At 41.6% G+C, this 20187-nt stretch carries 14 protein-coding genes, 1 pseudogene and 1 other annotated feature; all 15 genes and pseudogenes read left to right on the top strand.

What is annotated here, in order from left to right; translation table 11 throughout:
* The first annotated feature begins 1 nt into the window (after position 1).
* The gene (lspA, locus tag HMPREF9425_RS06680; RefSeq protein ID WP_003095556.1) at positions 2–463 is read left to right on the top strand and encodes a signal peptidase II; all 462 of its coding nucleotides are present in this window, start codon (positions 2–4) and stop codon (positions 461–463) included.
* Positions 447–1337, top strand: coding sequence for an RluA family pseudouridine synthase (locus HMPREF9425_RS06675; RefSeq protein WP_003095585.1), 891 nt, complete (start codon positions 447–449; stop codon positions 1335–1337). Before lspA ends, HMPREF9425_RS06675 begins: the two co-directional genes overlap by 17 nt.
* Before the next feature lie 217 nt (positions 1338–1554).
* On the top strand, positions 1555–2076 hold the full coding sequence (gene pyrR, locus HMPREF9425_RS06670) for a bifunctional pyr operon transcriptional regulator/uracil phosphoribosyltransferase PyrR (RefSeq protein WP_003095423.1): 522 nt from the start codon (positions 1555–1557) through the stop codon (positions 2074–2076).
* Positions 2077–2494: 418 nt separating this feature from the next.
* Positions 2495–3772, top strand: a complete 1278-nt coding sequence (locus HMPREF9425_RS06665) for a uracil-xanthine permease family protein (protein WP_003095351.1) — start codon at positions 2495–2497, stop codon at positions 3770–3772.
* A gap of 23 nt (positions 3773–3795) precedes the next feature.
* Positions 3796–4722 carry an aspartate carbamoyltransferase catalytic subunit gene (locus HMPREF9425_RS06660; protein ID WP_003095459.1) on the top strand — a complete coding sequence of 309 codons (927 nt, stop codon included), beginning with the start codon at positions 3796–3798 and terminating at the stop codon, positions 4720–4722.
* A gap of 163 nt (positions 4723–4885) precedes the next feature.
* On the top strand, positions 4886–5974 hold the full coding sequence (locus HMPREF9425_RS06655; protein WP_003095621.1) for a carbamoyl phosphate synthase small subunit: 1089 nt from the start codon (positions 4886–4888) through the stop codon (positions 5972–5974).
* A gap of 230 nt (positions 5975–6204) precedes the next feature.
* Positions 6205–9384, top strand: coding sequence for a carbamoyl-phosphate synthase large subunit (gene carB / locus HMPREF9425_RS06650; protein ID WP_003095464.1), 3180 nt, complete (start codon positions 6205–6207; stop codon positions 9382–9384).
* 118 nt (positions 9385–9502) lie between these two features.
* Entirely contained in the window at positions 9503–10258 is a 756-nt protein-coding gene (locus HMPREF9425_RS06645; protein WP_003097705.1) for a class I SAM-dependent methyltransferase, read from the top strand.
* 64 nt (positions 10259–10322) lie between these two features.
* Complete coding sequence (locus tag HMPREF9425_RS06640) at positions 10323–11576, top strand: efflux RND transporter periplasmic adaptor subunit (RefSeq protein WP_003097703.1); 1254 nt, start codon at positions 10323–10325, stop codon at positions 11574–11576.
* A 10-nt stretch (positions 11577–11586) separates the two neighbouring features.
* Positions 11587–12273: an ABC transporter ATP-binding protein gene (locus HMPREF9425_RS06635; RefSeq protein WP_282183888.1), complete on the top strand. Its 687-nt coding sequence runs from the start codon at positions 11587–11589 to the stop codon at positions 12271–12273.
* A 9-nt stretch (positions 12274–12282) separates the two neighbouring features.
* Positions 12283–13491 (top strand): ABC transporter permease, encoded by a 1209-nt coding sequence (locus tag HMPREF9425_RS06630; RefSeq protein WP_003097700.1) that lies wholly within the window; start codon positions 12283–12285, stop codon positions 13489–13491.
* A gap of 124 nt (positions 13492–13615) precedes the next feature.
* Positions 13616–13751, top strand: a sequence feature (ribosomal protein L10 leader region).
* A 31-nt stretch (positions 13752–13782) separates the two neighbouring features.
* Positions 13783–14286, top strand: a complete 504-nt coding sequence (gene rplJ, locus HMPREF9425_RS06625; protein ID WP_003095623.1) for a 50S ribosomal protein L10 — start codon at positions 13783–13785, stop codon at positions 14284–14286.
* A 73-nt stretch (positions 14287–14359) separates the two neighbouring features.
* Complete coding sequence (rplL, locus tag HMPREF9425_RS06620; protein ID WP_003095336.1) at positions 14360–14728, top strand: 50S ribosomal protein L7/L12; 369 nt, start codon at positions 14360–14362, stop codon at positions 14726–14728.
* A 336-nt stretch (positions 14729–15064) separates the two neighbouring features.
* Positions 15065–15292: pseudogene (locus HMPREF9425_RS10610) on the top strand (IS30 family transposase); the annotation flags it as partial.
* 227 nt (positions 15293–15519) lie between these two features.
* Positions 15520–20187 (top strand): YSIRK-type signal peptide-containing protein (locus HMPREF9425_RS06615; protein ID WP_037621547.1); only part of this gene is annotated, 4668 nt, incomplete at its 3' end.

Raw genomic sequence — 20187 nt, 5'->3', positions numbered from 1 at the left:
TATGCGTAAGGTTGTGATTCCTTTGGCTATTCTAGCTCTGATTGGTTTGGATCAGTGGGTCAAGCATTGGGTTGTGGCAAATATTGCCCTTAACCAAGTTATCAAGGCTATTCCTGGGCTTTTCAGCTTGACCTATCTACAGAACCGTGGTGCTGCCTTTTCGATTTTACAGGGTCAGAAATATTTCTTTGTGATTTTGACGGTTCTAGTGATCGGTGCTGCTTTGGTCTATCTGGTTAAGAATTACCAGAAGAGTCTTTGGTTGGTGCTATCTTTGATTTTGATTATCTCAGGTGGTATTGGCAACTTTATCGACCGTTTGTACTTGGGTTACGTGGTTGATATGGTTCAGCTTGATTTTATTGATTTTGCAATATTTAACGTGGCAGACTCCTATCTAACGGTGGGTGTGCTGCTCTTGATTTTAATCTTATGGAAAGAGGAAAATGGAAGTCATCATTAAAGAGGCGGGAAACCGTCTGGACAAGGCTTTGGCCGATTTGACAGAATTGTCACGTAGTCAGGCCAATGAAGCAATCAAGGCTGGAACAGTCTTGGTTAATGGTAAGTCGGCCAAGGCTAAGTATGCGGTTAAAGAGGGTGATGTCATTACCTATGTATTGCCTGAAGAAGAGGTCTTGGAATACAAGGCTGAAGATATTCCTTTGGATATTATCTACGAGGATGCGGATGTGGCAGTGGTCAACAAACCTCAAGGTATGGTGGTCCATCCATCAGCTGGCCACACGTCTGGCACCTTGGTCAATGCTCTTATGTATCATGTCAAGGACCTTTCGTCTATCAATGGTGTGGTTCGTCCTGGGATTGTTCACCGTATCGATAAGGATACGTCTGGTCTCCTTATGATTGCTAAGAACGATAAGGCCCACAATGCTTTGGCTGCGGAGCTTAAGGATAAGAAGTCCCTTCGTAAGTATGTGGCTATCGTGCATGGCAATCTACCTAACGATAGGGGCGTGATTGAGGCTCCGATTGGGCGTTCGGACAAAGACCGCAAGAAGCAGGCAGTAACAGCTAAAGGAAAACCTGCAGTTACACGATTTACCGTTCTTGAACGTTTTGGCAACTATACCTTGGTAGAGTTGCAACTGGAAACAGGTCGCACGCACCAGATTCGTGTGCACATGGCTTATATCGGTCACCCGGTGGCGGGAGATCCTCTTTATGGGCCACGCAAGACCCTCAAGGGCCATGGCCAATTTCTACATGCCAAGACTCTTGGTTTCACACATCCTACGACTGGAGAATTGGTCGAATTTACAGCGGAAGAACCTGCTATTTTCAAGAAAACCTTGGAGAAGTTGAGAGAAGCTTAACAGTTATCAAACGGATAGTCTTTCTTGGGAGAGGCGTCCGTTTTTTTCTTGTAAAAGAGTCTGAAATTTGCTATAATTTACCTAATTAAATAAGTCCTTTAATCACTGTCCAGAGAGGCAGGCAAGGAGCCATGAGAAGCGCGCGGTTGAACTGTGCCATGTTTTTGTGTATCTCCTTGTTTCAAGGGGATTTTTTGTATTTAGAAAGGTTCTTTTTATGAAGAAAAAAGAGATCGTCGATGACGTAACCATGAAACGTGCCATTACACGTATCACTTATGAGATTATTGAGCGTAACAAAAATCTCGACAAGATTGTCTTGGCTGGTATTAAGACACGTGGTGTTTATATTGCCCAGCGTATCCAAGAGCGCTTGAAACAGTTGGAAAACCTTGATGTACCATTGATTGAGCTTGACACTAAGGCTTACCGTGATGATGTTAAATCTGAACAGGACACATCCCTTATTCCTATCGAAATTGATGGTACGGATGTTATCCTTGTAGATGATGTGCTTTACACAGGTCGTACTATCCGTGCAGCTATTGATAATATCGTTAGCCATGGGCGTCCGGCGCGTGTTGGTTTGGCTGTCTTGGTTGATCGTGGTCACCGTGAATTGCCAATCCGTGCGGACTATGTTGGTAAAAATATCCCAACTAGTGAGTCAGAAGAAATCGAAGTTTTGGTGACAGAAGTTGATGGTAAGGATAGTGTCAACATTATCGATCCAAGCTAAGTTGACTGACGGATAGGGTGAAACGCCCTTTGTATCTTGTTAAATGAACACGCCCTAAGCCTTGTGCAAAAAAGATCAATATTCTTAGGAGCTGGCGCTCCGTCATCATATTTCCTATCTTTGCTTTAGGCCTTATACGGGCGTTGTATCTTACTTAACTGAACACGGGACTCATTTCTTAGGAAAAAAGATAAGTCTCCTAGCACAATTTGGAGTGCGTTGTCGACTTCGATTTTTCTACAGAAATGTTTGGCTTAGCCAAAACGTCCCTTTGTATCTTATTAATTGAACACGGTCTAAGAGCTGTGTAAAATAGATAAATCTTCCTAGAAGCTAAAGCTTCTGCGTCAGATTTCCTAATTTTACTTTGCTCTTTATACGCCCTTTGTATCTTAATTTTAAGGAGTACTTTGATATCGTGAATAACGTAAAATATGATGTGAATGATATGCCCAAAGCTGGTTTATTGGTGGGTTTGTCATTCCAGCACTTGTTTGCAATGTTTGGTGCGACGGTTCTTGTACCGATTTTGGTAGGGATTGATCCCGCTATTGCTCTTTTCTCATCTGGTTTGGGAACTTTGGCTCACTTGACGGTGACTAAGTACAAGATTCCAGCTTACATGGGGTCTAGTTTTGCCTATATTGCGGCTATGCAGATGCTTATGAAGACTGACGGTATCGCAGCGGTGGCTCAAGGTGCCATGGCTGGAGGTTTGGTCTACTTGATTGTTGCCTTGGTTGTTAAGTATGCGGGAAATGCTTGGATTGATAGAGTCCTACCGCCAATTGTGGTTGGTCCAATTATCATCGTCATCGGTTTGAGTCTTGCGGCTAATGCTGTCAAGGATGCGACAATGGTTAATGATACCTATAGTATCTTTAGTCTTGTGATTTCTATGGTAACTCTCTTTGCCGTCATCCTCTTTAACATGTATGGTAAGAAAATCATCGGTGTTATCCCAATTTTACTTGGTTTAATCGTGGGTTACATTTTTTCAGTGGTTCTTGGTTGGTTGACGGGACATGAGTTTGTTCAATTTTCAAAAGTTGCGGCTGCTCATTGGTTCCAAGTTCCAAGTTTTGACATTCCGTTTGTGAATTATGACTTCAAACTCTATCCAAGTGCGATTTTGACCATGGCTCCGATTGCCTTTGTGACAATGACTGAACACTTTGGGCATGTTATGGTTTTGAATAGTTTAACTGGACGTGATTACTTTAAAGATCCAGGTCTTGATCGTACTCTAACTGGTGATGGTTTGGCACAGATTATCGCTGGTTTCTTTGGAGCTCCACCAGTAACTTCTTATGGTGAAAATATTGGGGTTATGGCCCTTAGTAAGGTATACTCAGTTTACGTTATTGCGGGTGCAGCGGTGATTGCGGTCTTGATGAGTTTTATCGGTAAGGTGTCTGCTCTCTTGAGTTCAATACCAACAGCTGTTTTGGGTGGAATTTCAATTGCCCTCTTTGGGGTTATCGCTGCTAGCGGTTTGAAAATTTTAGTTGAACATAAGATTGATTTTGATAATAAAAAGAATCTCTTGATTGCTAGCGTTATCTTGGTATCTGGTATCGGTGGTTTGATGATTGACCTTGGTGGTCTCCAAATCACGGGTGTGGCAACCTCAACCATTCTTGGAATATTGCTTTACCAAATCTTGCCAGATCCTAACAAAGGTAGCAAGGACTAATCAATCATTAAAAAGGAAAAACTATGGCGATTGCAGATGGAAAAGTGTCACTAAAACATTTGGTGACTATGGAAACCCTCACGAATGAAGAGGTTTTGGGCCTGATTCGTCGAGGTGGAGATTTTAAAAACGGCAGAGCTGATTTCCAGCTGGATCGACAGTATTTCGCTGCCAATCTCTTTTTTGAAAATTCAACACGAACACACAAGTCCTTTGAAGTGGCCGAGAAAAAACTAGGCTTGGATGTGATTGAGTTCGATGCTGGGACTAGCTCGGTGAATAAGGGTGAGACCCTCTATGATACCATTTTGACCATGTCTGCCTTGGGCGTTGACATCTGTGTGGTTCGCCACTCGGAAGTCGATTACTACAAGCAGTTGATTGATAGTAGGACTATTCAGACCTCTATTGTTAATGGCGGTGATGGTTCAGGGCAACACCCAAGTCAGTGTTTGCTTGACTTGATGACCATTTACGAAGAGTTCGGAACCTTTAAAAATCTTAAGATTTGTATTGCAGGTGATATTACGCATTCGCGTGTCGCTAAGTCCAATATGCAGATTCTCAAGCGTTTGGGTGCTCAGCTTTATTTTGCTGGTCCTGCAGAGTGGTATTCGAATGAGTTCGATGTCTATGGTCAGCATGTGGCTATTGACGACGTCATTGAGGGCTTGGATGTACTCATGTTGCTTCGTGTTCAGCACGAACGTCATGGGGACGATAAAGGATTTTCAAAAGAAGACTACCATGCTCTCTATGGTTTGACTGAAGAACGTTATGCCAAGTTATCTGATCAGGCGATTATCATGCACCCTGCTCCGGTTAATCGTGATGTGGAGATTGCTGATAGCCTGGTTGAGGCGCCTAAGGCTCGTATCGTTGCTCAGATGCAAAACGGGGTCTTTGTCCGTATGGCAATTATTGAAGCTATTTTAAATGGCAAAGCGTAAACTACGTTAACCGATTCCTGAGAGAATCAGACGAAAAAGAACATGGGCTAAATCTTTGAAAAGAGACAAATCTTCCTAGAGGCTAGAGCTTCTTTGTTAGATTTGATTTTCATTCAAATGTTTAACGCCCTTTGTATCTTAGTGAAAGGAACAATTTAGTATAATGGCAAAACGTTTACTTATTTTGGAAGACGGCACTATTTTTGAAGGTCAGGCCTTCGGTGCTGATGTGGATGTGACGGGTGAAATCGTCTTTAATACTGGTATGACAGGTTATCAAGAATCTATCACAGACCAGTCTTACAATGGTCAAATTTTGACTTTTACTTATCCACTTGTTGGTAACTACGGCGTTAACCGTGACGACTATGAGTCAATTAAGCCAACGACCAAGGGTGTCGTTGTGTCAGAGGCTAGCCGTCGTGCTAGCAATTGGCGTAACCAAATGACCTTGGATGAGTTTTTGAAAGCTAAAAACATCCCGGGTGTTTCTGGTATTGATACACGTGCTTTGACTAAGATTATCCGTCAACATGGTACCATGAAGGCGACTTTGGCTAATCCTGGAGACAGCATTGGGCACTTGCAAGATCAATTGCGTGCCACTGTTTTGCCAACGAACAATATTGAGCAGGTATCGACTAAGACAGCCTACCCAGCACCTGGTGTTGGTAAAAATATCGTTTTGGTTGACTTTGGTCTCAAGCACTCTATCTTGCGTGAGTTTTCAAAACGTGACTGTAACGTGACTGTTGTGCCACATGATATCACTGCTGAAGAAATTCTCCATCTTAATCCAGATGGTGTGATGTTGTCGAACGGTCCAGGTAACCCTGAAGATGTACCGTATTCACTTGATATGATTCGTGGCATTCAAGGCAAAATTCCAATTTTTGGTATTTGTATGGGTCACCAGTTGTTTAGTTTGGCGAATGGTGCCAAGGCCTACAAGATGAAGTTTGGTCACCGTGGATTTAACCATGCGGTTCGTGAAATTGCGACTGGTCGTGTTGATTTCACCAGCCAAAACCATGGTTATGCCATTGACCGTGACACTCTTCCAGAGTGCCTCATGGTAACGCACGAAGAAATTAACGATAAATCAGTTGAAGGTGTTCGTCACCGTGACTTCCCTGCATTCTCAGTGCAATTCCACCCAGATGCAGCACCTGGTCCACACGATGCTAGTTATCTCTTCGATGAGTTCTTAGAATTGATTGATGCTTTCCAAGCTGAAAAAGCACGTCATTAATTGCAACTGTCTAGTGACTATAGTGGGGTGTAACTCCTGTTTGCCCCAGTCTACTACCTTATTTAATGACAACCAGAGAGTTGTCAAATAGAAAGGAGAAGATACAGGTTCACGGAAGTGAACACGCCCTAAGGACTGTGTAAAAAAGATAAACGGTGACTAGACGCTTAGGCGTCGTCGTCACGTTCCCTATTTTCACTGGGTCCTTAACGGGCTTTGTATCATAAATTATGCCTAAACGTTCTGATATTAAAAAAATCATGGTTATCGGGTCTGGTCCTATCATTATTGGTCAGGCTGCTGAGTTCGACTACGCTGGTACGCAAGCTTGCTTGGCTTTGAAAGAAGAAGGTTACAGTGTTGTCCTTGTTAACTCTAACCCTGCGACAATCATGACTGATAAAGAAATCGCAGATAAGGTTTATATTGAACCAATTACGCTTGAATTTGTCACACGTATTCTTCGTAAAGAGCGTCCAGATGCCCTCTTGCCAACACTTGGTGGACAAACTGGTTTGAACATGGCAATGGAATTGTCAAAAGCTGGTATTCTTGAAGAGCTTGGAGTAGAGCTTTTGGGAACAAAATTGTCTGCCATTGACCAAGCCGAAGACCGTGACCTCTTCAAACAATTGATGGAAGATTTGAAACAACCAATTCCAGAATCAGAAATTGTAAATACGGTTGAAGAAGCAGTTGCCTTTGCGACAGAAATTGGTTACCCAGTTATCGTGCGTCCTGCCTTTACCCTTGGTGGTACTGGTGGTGGTATGTGTGCCAACGAAGAAGAACTTCGCGAAATCGCTGAAAATGGATTGAAATTGTCACCAGTAACACAATGTTTGATTGAACGTTCAATCGCTGGTTTCAAGGAAATCGAATACGAAGTTATGCGTGATGCCGCAGACAATGCTCTTGTGGTATGTAACATGGAAAACTTTGACCCAGTTGGGATTCACACAGGGGACTCAATCGTATTTGCTCCAACGCAAACCTTGTCAGATATTGAAAACCAAATGCTTCGTGATGCCAGCTTGAAGATTATTCGTGCCCTTAAAATTGAGGGTGGATGTAACGTACAGTTGGCGCTTGACCCTAATAGCTTCAAGTACTATGTTATTGAAGTAAACCCTCGTGTATCACGTTCATCAGCCCTTGCCTCAAAAGCAACTGGTTATCCGATTGCCAAATTGGCAGCTAAGATTGCTGTTGGTCTGACACTTGATGAAATGATTAACCCAGTCACTGGTACAACCTATGCCATGTTTGAACCAGCTCTTGACTATGTGGTTGCTAAGATTCCACGTTTCCCATTTGATAAATTTGAACACGGTGAACGTCGTCTTGGTACTCAGATGAAAGCAACTGGTGAAGTTATGGCTATCGGTCGTAACATCGAAGAGTCACTTCTTAAAGCCTGCCGTTCACTTGAAATCGGTGTTTACCACAATGAGATGTCTGAACTTGCGGACGTCACAGACGATGCTTTGGTTGAAAAGATTGTCAAAGCTCAAGACGACCGTCTCTTCTACCTTTCTGAAGCCATCCGTCGTGGTTACACTATTGAAGAATTGTCAGAGTTGACTAAGATTGATATCTTCTTCCTCGACAAATTGCTCCATATCTTCGAATTGGAACAAGAATTGGCTACTCACGTAGGCGATGTTGATGTTCTGAAAGAAGCTAAGCGTAACGGTTTCTCTGATCGTAAGATTGCTGATCTTTGGAATCAAACAGCCGACCAAGTACGTGCAACACGTTTGGAAAATAACATTGTTCCTGTTTACAAGATGGTTGATACCTGTGCGGCTGAGTTCGAGTCATCAACACCATATTTCTACTCAACTTACGAGTGGGAAAATGAATCAATCAAATCTGATAAAGAATCTGTCATCGTTCTTGGTTCAGGTCCTATCCGTATCGGACAAGGGGTTGAGTTCGACTATGCGACAGTTCACTCTGTAAAAGCCATCCAGGCTGCAGGTTACGAAGCTATCATCATGAACTCTAACCCTGAGACGGTTTCAACAGACTTCTCAGTTTCAGATAAACTTTACTTCGAACCATTGACCTTCGAAGACGTGATGAACGTTATCGAATTGGAACAACCTAAGGGTGTCGTGGTTCAGTTTGGTGGTCAAACAGCCATCAACTTGGCAGAGCCATTGTCTAAAGCTGGTGTGAAAATCTTGGGTACACAGGTTGCTGACCTTGACCGTGCCGAAGACCGTGACCTTTTTGAACAAGCCCTTAAAGACCTCGATATCCCACAACCACCAGGACAAACAGCGACAAATGAAGAAGAAGCGGTTGAAGCAGCTCGTAAGATTGGCTTCCCAGTTCTTGTTCGTCCATCATACGTTTTGGGTGGACGTGCCATGGAAATCGTTGAAAATGAAGATGACCTTCGTTCTTACATGCGTACAGCCGTTAAGGCAAGTCCAGACCACCCAGTCCTTGTTGATAGCTATATCATTGGACGTGAGTGTGAAGTGGATGCTATCTCTGATGGTAAGGATGTCTTGATTCCAGGCATTATGGAACACATCGAACGTGCAGGGGTTCACTCAGGGGACTCAATGGCGGTTTACCCCCCACAAACTCTTTCTAAGAAAATTCAAGAGACTATCGCTGATTACACTAAACGCTTGGCTATCGGTCTTAACTGTATCGGTATGATGAACATCCAGTTTGTTATCAAGGACGAAACGGTCTATGTTATCGAGGTTAACCCACGTGCCAGTCGTACGGTACCATTCTTGTCTAAGGTGACTGATATCCCAATGGCTCAAGTTGCTACAAACTTGATTCTTGGTAAATCATTGGCTGAGCAAGGTTACAAAGATGGTCTATACCCAGAAAGCAGCCATGTCCATGTCAAAGCACCAGTCTTCTCATTCACAAAATTGGCTAAGGTAGATAGCCTCCTTGGACCTGAAATGAAATCAACTGGTGAAGTTATGGGGACAGATGCGACTCTTGAAAAAGCCCTCTATAAAGCCTTTGAAGCTTCTTACCTCCACTTGCCAACCTTTGGTAACGTTATCTTCACTATTCATGATGATACTAAAGAGGAAGCCCTTGACTTGGCCCGTCGCTTCGATGCTATCGGTTATGGTATCTACGCCACTGAAGGAACAGCCAAGTTCTTGAATGAACACGGAGTTCACGCAACCCTTGTTAACAAATTGGGCGAAAATGACGACAATGACATTCCAGCCCTTGTTCGTACTGGTAAAGCGCAAGCTATTATCAATACGGTTGGTAACAAACGTACTTATGACGAAGATGGAGCAGCTATCCGTAGCTCAGCTATTGAAGCTGGAATTCCACTCTTCACAGCGCTTGATACAGCAGATGCTATGGTGCGTGTGCTTGAAAGCCGTAGCTTTACAACAGAAGCTATCTAAATATGATATTGAGTCTCAGCCTTGCTGGGGCTTTTTTCTTACACAAATGTAAGCTCAAAAATTAAAATGAAAGCTAAGACGATGGTTTTGTTTCCGAAGATTCTGCTATACTAGTAGCATGATTATTACCACATCTTTACGTGAAAACGAGGCCTTGATTGCACGTGCCCAAGAACTAGCTTACGAGCTAGGAGCTGACTACCAGCCTCGTCGCAAGTTATCCTTGGCAAAATGTTTAGAGCGATTTGGAGCTTTTTATCTTCTATATGAAGATAGATTGTCTTTTGTTAATGTGAATGGTAGTGAGTTGTCCTTTCATCCAGATACGGCGGTTCTTCGCATTAAGGCTCTGCATGATGCTTTAATTAGTCTTTTGGGGCAGTCTCCCAAGTCTATTCTTGATACGACCATGGGGCTGGCTTCAGATAGTCTAGTGATGACAGCAGTGGGAAATAGGGTGACAGCCCTTGAGAGTCAAGAGGTGATTTTTCAGGTGGTTTCTCGTGGTCTAGCAACTTACCAGACAGATGACAAGCGGCTTGAAAAAGCGATGCGGTCTATTAAGGCTATTAAGAGCGATAGCTTATCCTTTTTGAAATCCCAGGCTGATCACTCTTTTGATATCATCTATGCCGATCCTATGTTTTCAGAGACTATCAAGGAATCGGAAAATCTACAAGCTATCAAACCTCTAGCTAATGGCAGTCGTCTGACAGAAGAATGGCTCGATGAGGCTAAACGTGTCGCACGAGAAAAAATTATCATCAAGGCACATTTTCGTGACCCTATTTTTGAGGAACTAGGGTTTGAACGTCAGGTTCGTCCCAATCAAAAGTTGCACTATGGCTTTATGTATTTAAAAGGCGGTCATTGACACTGAAATTTAAAAGTATTACAATTGTATTATCTATAAAGTACAAATAGAGGAAGAGAGATTTATGCGAAAGAAAATCAGTCCAAAGTTATTTAAAAATAAAAAAAGAATTTGGATTATTGGAGGAATTGGCTTTCTTGTCATTTTGATTTTAGGTTTTAACCTTTTTGGAGGAGGGGGTCAAGATGATAAAGCGTCAGAGAGTCCCACAGCGAGTAAGGTAACAAAGGGTCAACTGGCCTCGTCTACTCTTCTAACTGGCATGGTGAAGGCTCAGTCGGAACAGTACGTTTATTTTGACAATACCATTGGACGCAATGCCACTGTGACAGTCTCTGTTGGTGAGGAAGTTAGTGTTGGTCAGCAACTGGTCCAATACGACAGCACCTCAGCCCAAGCAGCATATGATACGGCTAGTCGTGCCTATAATAAGGCAGTTCGTGACCGTAATTATTTCCAACAGTATGGAACAGCTCCTTCGGCTTCAGCACAAACAAGTAGTGATTCGGATGAGGATGATTCGACGACTACCGTTAGCCCTCAACAGCGTCAGCAAACCGAGGTAAGTAATTACCAAACCTTGCAGGACTATAATGATGCCATTGCTAATGCAGCATCAGAGCTAGAAAAGGCACAAGATGTTCTCAATCAAACAGTAATTGTTTCAGATGCTAATGGGACAGTAGTAGAAGTCGCGGACTCTGTGGACCCTGCTTCAAAAGAGAGCCAAACCCTAGTTCATGTGACAAGCGAAGGCCAATTTGAGATTCAAGGAACCTTAACAGAATATGACATTCCAAATATTTCAGTGGGGCAAAAGGTCAAGATTACTTCCAAAGTATACCCAGACCAAACTTGGACAGGGAAGGTCAGTTATGTTTCCAATTATCCTAAGCAAAATGCTAGTCAGTCAGCTAACGCTTCTGGCAACTCAGGTCAGTCAGGTTCTCAGTATGAATACAAGGTTCAATTGACCAGTCCTATCGGAAAACTGAAACAAGGTTTTAATGTCTCTCTTGAAGTGACAAAGGATGATGATGCCTTGTTGGTTCCTGTAACTGCTGTGAGCAAGAAAGGCTCTGACAATTATGTCTGGGTGTACGATGATAAGACTCAGAAAATCAAGCAAGTTAAGGTCAAACTTGGTAATGCAGATGCCAAGCAACAAGAAATTGCATCAGGGCTAAAAGAAGGTCAAAAGGTTATCACCAAGGCCGAAAAATCCTTTAAGGATGGGGAGACCCTAAAGAATGTGACGGATGCTAGGGGTAAAAAGTCCAAAGACACTAGCGGAGAAGAGGTGAAGTCAATTGACTAAGCCAGCTCTTATGGTTTTAAAAGGTATCACCAAGTCTTTCAAAAATGGTCAAGAGTCCTTGCAGGTACTCAAGGGGATTGATTTATCAGTTGAAGAAGGTGACTTCGTGGCAATCATGGGTCCTTCTGGTTCAGGAAAATCAACCCTCATGAATATTATCGGCCTCCTTGATCAACCGACGACAGGTTCCTACCAACTCGAGGGCGAGGATGTGGCTGATCTCTCTGAAAATCGTTTGGCCAAGGTACGAAATGACCAGATTGGCTTTATCTTTCAACAGTTTTTTCTATTGCCAAAGTTAAGTGCCCAAAGGAACGTAGAGCTTCCCTTGATTTATGCAGGGAAATCTCCACGCGAACGTAAGCAAAGGGCAGAGCAATTCTTGGAAAAAGTCGGCTTGTCAGACCGTAGCCATCACCTACCGTCAGAGTTGTCTGGGGGACAGAAGCAGAGGGTTGCCATTGCGCGTGCACTGTCTAACGATCCGGCAATCATTTTGGCGGATGAACCTACGGGTGCTCTTGATACCAAGACAGGAAACCAGATTATGGAGCTCTTAACCCAGCTAAACCGTGAAGGGAAGACCATTGTCATGGTTACCCATGAACCCGAGATTGCAGACTATGCCCGACGTAAGATTGTCATTCGTGATGGTGAAATCACTCAGGACACGACTGATAGCGTTCGGATTGACTAGGAGGTAAGAATGGAAAATTGGAAATTTGCTCTTAGTTCTATTCGTTCACACAAGATGCGGTCCTTCCTGACCATGTTGGGAATTATCATTGGTGTTGCTGCGGTAGTACTTATCATGGGGCTAGGAAATGGGATGCGTCAGAGTGTTACCGATAGTGTGACAGGTGATAAGGATACTGTTCAAGTCTACTATGAAGCCAAGGGTGAGGAGTTAGATCCTGCCTATGCAGACTTGTCACAACCGACCAAACCGGTTAAAGAAGTTTGGTTGGAGCAAGTGGCTAGGCAGACACCTGGTATCGATAGTTATTTTGTGACCAACAGCCTAACGTCCTCTATCTCCCTCCAAAAAAAGACTGTGAAGAATGTTAATATCACAGGTGCCAGTCAGGGCTACTTTAAAGCTAAAAAGTTAGAGATGTTGACAGGACGTTCCTTGAAAGACAATGATTACAAAAATTTTTCGCGCGTCATTGTCATTGATCAGATGGTAGCCAAAAAACTCTTTAGGACGAATGAGGATGCCCTTAATCAGGTGGTTACTATTGGAAATAATGATTATCGTGTGATTGGTGTTTATAAGAATAAAGACACAGCTATTGGTGCCTCTGGTGAAATTGGGACAGCGCTTGTAGCCAATACCCAGTTAGCAGCTGAGAACAATACTGATCCTATTGGCCAGATTTTTTTCCATGTGACCGATGTGAAAAATAGTAGCAGTGTCGCTAAGGATGCCGCTAAACGTTTGACCCAGTTGTCCCAAGCTGATAATGGAGAGTACAAGGCGGCAGATATGAGTTCAGCCTTAGATCAGGTGAACACAATCTTTGGAACCATTACCACTGTTGTCGGTGCTATTGCTGGGATTTCACTCTTAGTTGGTGGAATCGGTGTTATGAATATCATGCTGGTTTCGGTAACTGAGCGGACAAGAGAGATTGGTCTTCGTAAAGCTTTAGGTGCCACACGTCGTAAAATCTTGACTCAGTTTTTGATTGAATCGATGGTCCTTACCATCCTGGGTGGTCTGATTGGTCTAGGTTTTGCGGCCCTTGTAGTTGGACCAATTGGGAGTGCAATGAATCTTAAAGCTACGGTCTCTCTTAGCGTAGCCATGGGAAGCATAGCCTTCTCAGCAGCCGTAGGAATTATCTTTGGTCTCCTACCGGCTAATAAAGCTTCGAAACTCGATCCTATCGAAGCTCTTAGATATGATTAGAAAAGACCTCTTGAAATCTTTGGATTTTGAGAGGTTTTATGGTGTTCAAAAAAGATAGAGAAAAAATCCAAAAAAAGTTGTATTTTTCTCTTGACGTCTGATTCAGGTCATGGTATCCTATATAAGGTTTGAAAAAAACTGACCTAAGACAGTTGGGGAGCTAGACTCGTAAACATCCAACCGAGGCACAAAACGTAACTATTTTTTGTAACGTATTGTACTTTCGTGTCTAGGTTTAGGTGCGATTTTTTTGTGCCTAGCCCAAAAATAAAAACGGAGGTAAAACTACTAATGAGTGAAGCTATTATTGCTAAAAAAGCTGAACAGGTTGCTATTGTCGCTGAGAAAATGAAAGCAGCAGCATCTATCGTTGTTGTTGACTCTCGTGGACTTACAGTTGACCAAGATACAGTTCTTCGTCGTAATCTTCGTGAATCAGGCGTTGAATTTAAAGTTATCAAAAACTCTATCTTGAGCCGTGCAGCTGAAGAAGCAGGTCTTGAAGACCTTAAAGAACTTTTTGTTGGTCCATCTGCAGTAGCATTCTCAAACGAAGATGTTATCGCACCAGCAAAAGTTATTAGCGAATTTGCTAAAGACGCAGAAGCTCTTGAAATCAAAGGTGGTGTTGTTGACGGTGCGTTCACTTCAGTCGAAGAAATCAACGCTCTTGCATCACTTCCAAACAAAGAAGGTATGCTTTCTATGCTCCTTTCTGTACTTCAAGCGCCAGTGCGCAACGTTGCATACGCTGTCAAAGCTGTTGCAGAAAGCAAAGAAGACGGTGCTGCATAAGCTCGTCTTCACAACTCGTAGCTTAAGCTACGTTTAAAACACTATATTAAAAACACATTTGGAGGAAATCACAATGGCATTGAACATTGAAAACATTATTGCTGAAATTAAAGAAGCTTCAATCCTTGAATTGAACGACCTTGTAAAAGCTATCGAAGAAGAGTTTGGCGTAACTGCTGCTGCTCCTGTAGCTGCTGCTGCAGCTGGTGGTGCTGACGCTGGTGCTGCTAAAGATTCATTCGACGTTGAATTGACATCTGCAGGTGACAAAAAAGTTGGTGTTATCAAAGTTGTACGTGAAATCACAGGCGAAGGTCTTAAAGAAGCTAAAGCTATCGTTGACGGTGCACCATCAGTTCTTAAAGAAGGTGTTGCTGCAGCTGAAGCTGAAGAAATCAAAGCTAAACTTGAAGAAGCTGGAGCTTCAGTTACTCTTAAATAATAAGGTAACGACTCAAGTCGCTTAATAAAGGAACCAGGGCATTAGCTCTGGTTTTTTATTGAGATAAACGATTATGAGAAACTGTTTGAATTAATGGGGTTCCCTACCTAAAAACTGCCAAATTTATTTTTGGCAGTTTTTTGTTTTTCTATTTTAGACTGATCTTGTTTATCATATCTTCTACTATGGGATTAAAATATGAACGATTTTTCGATTTATTATTTTTTACTTGAAACAATTAAAGCATGTAAGAATAGACTGTCGCCTACATCATAATTTATATCTGATACTCACCTTTTTTTAATATATTGGAGTTTGCTTGCTATTCTTAGGTAGAAAAATTTAGGAATTTCTTTTCTCTTTGCGGATGCCTATTCATTCTGGTAGAGAGGAGGCAATGAAGAAGCAAATGCTTACTAAGAGAATATTTCCCCCCAAAAAACAGATTTAGCCACTAACTATGATGAGGTTTTGAACAAGGTCTTATATGATATCAATCACCGACCACGGAAATGCCTAGCTTACAGAACTGCTTGTGAAGCTCTAGTGGATGAGTTCGAGTAAATGTTGCACTTATACTTGCAATTTATCATTTCAAAAATTATAAAAAAGTTGTATTTTCATATTATATTATTTGATTAGAGTAGAGCAATTTGATAAAATAAATAGCACATGTGAAGGAATAAAAACTGAAAATTATCTTCTGGACTATTTTTGATGATATTCGGAAGTTTTTTAGTTGAGGTATTTCTGAGAACATGAAAATAAATAAAAGGAGGTTGTTTGACTCGATGAAAGGCAAGCAACAACAAGATTTTAGGGTAGAAAAATACATCCGTTACGGTATTCGTAAATATAGTTTTGGAGCGGCATCGGTAGCTATTGCGGCTGGTTTGATGTTCCTTGGAAATGGAGCAGTATCTGCTTCAGAAACGTCAGTTAATGGGAATACTGCAGATTCATCAGTAGTAGCTTCTAATCCAGAAAATGATGGGACTTCGACGAAAGCAGAAACTCCAGTAACTGAAAAAGAAGTAAAGGCAGAGGAGCCTAAAAAGGAAGATACTTCAGTTCAAAAAGAAGCAGAAGAAAAAACACCAACAGAAGCTCCTAAAGCAAATACTGAAAAAACTGCTGAAAAGGTTGCTGCCAATAAAACAGCACTCTATGAAGCAATTTCAAGCTTAGAGAACCGTATCGCTGTAGCTAAGAATGCAGATGCAAGTGCTCTTTCTGCTGCAAAGGAAGCTTTAGCAACCGCAAAATCGGTTTTTGCGAATCCAACAGATGGACAATCAGAAGTTGATAGTCAAACAGAAGCACTTAAGGCTTTAGCGACAGTTCTTGTAGAATCAAACGCTGCTGAAACTGCAAAGAAAGAAGAAGCGGCTAATCAAAATCAAGACAATCCTACAGTAGACACCAAGGTTTTGAACCAAACTTTATCTGAAGCAGAAGTTACCAACCAATTAGCTTATTCAGAGATGAATAAAAAGGATCTTTCTGATGAGAGTAAAGGTGCTATCGAGGCAGCAATTGCTAAGAACAAAGTTGTCCTTGCGGAAACAACCAAATTGTTGGCTGATAAGAGCTTAGCACAAGAACAAGTGGATGCTCAGTTGAACCGTTTGAACGAGTCAATTCAGGCAGTCTATGACGAATTGAAACGAAACGGTATCGGCCAAGATGGGAAATTCGCTGTAGCTCTCTCAGCTAACGAAGGATACACAGCTTCTTCTACAGAATTAAGAAAAGAAAATGGTGAATTTCTTGGTTCTACAGGTAAATCTTACAAAGTACTAGATGGCAACGACAACTATAAAATTTATGTTCATGGCTATCAATCTGAGAACACTGATGTGCCTGCGGCAAATAGTGGACAAGCAGGAATAAGTGGTCGTACAGATATTCCTTTATCAAAAACTGAAGCTCAAAAACTTGGACGAGAAGCTGCTCTATGGAAAGGTAAAATTCGTGCTACAGGAAAAGCTAATGGGAACACAACTTGGGGATCTGGTGGAGCTTATGAATACATAGCTACAGAAATCTACGGATATACTTATGAACAAGGAAATCACTATGTATATCTTACAGATGTGAAAAAACGTTTTAGTTTATCTGATGAGGCAACTGCTGCAGGTTACAAAATCACAAACGTCGCCTTAAGCAACTTAATTCCAGGATTAGCTTATAATGAAGCTACAGATACTGTAGAAGGATATGTAGCATCTTCTCTTCAAAACGGTGTATATGACATGCGTTATATTGTAACTGTAGAGAAAGATGGAGCTACTCAGCAGGTTACTTTCAGGGATTTAACGGCTGGATGGATAGGATGGCAAGATACATCTGCACCACTTATTCAAGGATCTTCTAAGTTAGTTACAGTAGGTGACGAAGTAAGTCATAACATCAAATATGTTGATAATGATGGAATGAGTCGTGATGAAAGAACTGGTTATGTATACAGAAGTAATGGAGAAAAAGTTGTTGCCGGTTCAAAAACTGCTCCTGGAAGCACGAGTGGAGCAACCTTTACTGCAGTTGATGGATCTAAAGTAAATACCGAGAACGGACCACAAACTGTCACAGCCCATACATCCCTAAACGGTAATTATACAGGAAGTCAAACTTCAATAAACGATGTCGTACCAGGATTAAATTATAATCCACAAACTGGAGATATTACTGGGACAGCAAGTGAAGCTGGAATTTTCACAGCGGCTGTTTATGCGAAAGACTATAATAATACAACCAATGCGAAAAATCAGGATTGGAATATGTATGGTCAAGAAGCTCATGAAAATATTACAATCGCAGTAGCACCTAAGATTACTGTTAAGAATGTTGAAGCTTATGCAACAAATATACCTGTAACAATCTCAAATGGAGCTAACAAAGCAGAAATTACAATGCCAGATGGAACAGTTACTAAATTAGTAGCTAAGAACGGAAACTGGGTAGTAGCTGCAGGTACTACAAATACAGCAGTTCAAGAAGGAGCAGTATTAGCGCCAGTTGCAACTTCAGGGGAATCAACTATTAACTTAACAGTGACTCCGAAATCTACAAAATACGTTGGTGTGGATAATATTGCGGCTAAAGCAACAACTGACAAGGTAAAAGCAAATATTCAACGTGAATTTGCTATGGTAACTGACGCAGCAGGTAATACGTACAAAGCGGTATTTAACCATGCAACAGGTAAATATTCGTTACCTACTGAAAAAGCTTATGAATTAAAAGACAATGGTAATGGTACATCAACTCTTATTGAACGTCGTGTTTATACAGATGCGCAAGCAAATGGTGATGTTAAATTCGTTGTTTATGAGTTTGAACGTACATGGAATACAACATCTTCAGCATCAACATTAGAGGACAAGATTGCAGAAATCCGTAAAAATGGTGAGGTAACTGCAGTAGGTAATGTTACGCGTACAGAGACTCTAATCAAGAAAGATAACACATCATCAGAACAAGGGATGGTAGTTACAGTAAGTTACGACTCAGTAACAAACCAATGGACATCTTCTGACGGTACAGCGGTAACAGCTAAAGAATCAAATGCAGGTTGGGAAATCGAAACAGCATCTGGATTCAAAGGATATGTATCATACCGTGAAGCAAGTTCAACAGATGTAGCATCAATCCAAAATGCTAAACCAACAGGAACCTCAACAAGCTATTCAGAAGCAAAAGGTACATCAGTAGACTTAATCAAGTCAACTAAAGCAAATGTAGCATTCGCAGATACAATCGATGATAAAACATCAGCAACAGATTCTGATACGATTAAAACAAAAGTAACAGCAACTGCACCAGATGGCTCAGTAACTACTTTTGATGGAGCTCAAGCAGAAGAAACAGCTTATATCCAAGCACAACGTACAGCAGCAGCTAAAACTCAAGCGGCAGCAACAGCTGTAAAAGAACAACAAGATACACAAAACGAATTAGCTCGTCTTCAAGAACTACTAGACCGTCAAACACGAGTAGTAGAAGATGCTCAAAAGGCATTAGATGACTTGAAATTACGTACAATTTCACCAACAGCTCAAGAATTAGCAGAAAGAAAACTTGCTAATTCTAAAGAGTTTAAAGCATCTATAGAAGAACAATTAGCAACAGCTAAGGCAAATCTTACTACAAAAACAACAGAGGTAGAAACAGCACGTACTGCAGCTTTAGAAGCTGAAAAAGCGGTAGAAACAGCACGTACAGCTCTTAAAACAGCAGCAGAATCAAACTTAGCTAAAGCTAACGCTTATGTACTATCTCAAAAAGGACGTTACAAAGTAACAGCCAGAGCAGTAGACTCAAACGGTGTTGTAACAACTCCAACAGTAGATGGAACAGATGCTGGAGAAGTTACAGAAGATGCAGTAGCAGAAACAACTTACTACATCGTAGTAACAGAACCAGAGAAATCATCAGGTGCTCAAGCTCAAAAACAAACTGACTCAATGGCCGACAATTTCAATGATGGAAAAGAAGGAACTACAGTATCAAATTATAAACTAGTAGATCCAAAAACAGGAGCAAAAGTTGAATCTTTAACAACTGAAGAAGGAACATACACTGTAGATCCAACGACTGGTGAGGTGTCATTTACACCAGCTGAAGGATTTGTTGGTACAGCAGCTCCTATCACAGTAGCAGCAGATGTGACATTTAATGACGAGTCAGGTAACCCAGTAACAGTACCAGTTTCAAATACATATACACCAACTGTATACGGAATTGACCCAGCTGATGATGAAACTACTGGTAAACAAGGTCAAACGCAGACATCTATTTCTGGAAAAGAACGTTTTGAAGAACTAAACACTGCAACTAATACACCTGATGGAACAAATGTTGACTGGACAACAGCTGCCTACTCATTAGAAGGAGCTAATGCTGAAGGTAAAGTGGTAGTTGATGGAGAAGGAACATACTCAATCGATCCAACAACAGGTGTAGTAACATTTGAACCACTTCCAACATTTACAGGAAAAGCTAAAGGTGTTAATGTACAAGTATCAGTAACAGCAACTGACTCAGAAGGAAACAAAGTTCCAGTTACTTCAAAAGGGTCTTATACTCCAGAAGTAACACCAGTTAAGCCAACAGGTGAAGGTGTAACTTCAAGTGGTAAACAAGGTCAAGAGCAAACAGGAACACCTAAATTTACTCAAGGTGATGAAACAGCGCCAATCACAATCAACGAACAGCAACCGGCTAAATTCGTAGTAAATGGACAACCAGTAGAAGACAAAGAAATTCCAGCTACAAAAGATGGAAAAGAAGTTGGTAAATACGTAATCGATCCATTAACAGGTGTTGTAACATTTAAACCAAACAAAGACTTTGTTGGTACTCCGGATCCAGCAACTGTTGAAGTTAAAGATAAGAATGGAACTCCAGCAACAGCTACTTACACACCAACAGTAACGCCAGTAACACCAACAGCAGAG

It is taken from the genome of Streptococcus vestibularis ATCC 49124 (assembly GCF_000188295.1).
Lineage (GTDB): Bacteria > Bacillota > Bacilli > Lactobacillales > Streptococcaceae > Streptococcus > Streptococcus vestibularis.
This window is presented reverse-complemented; position numbering and strand designations above follow the sequence as displayed.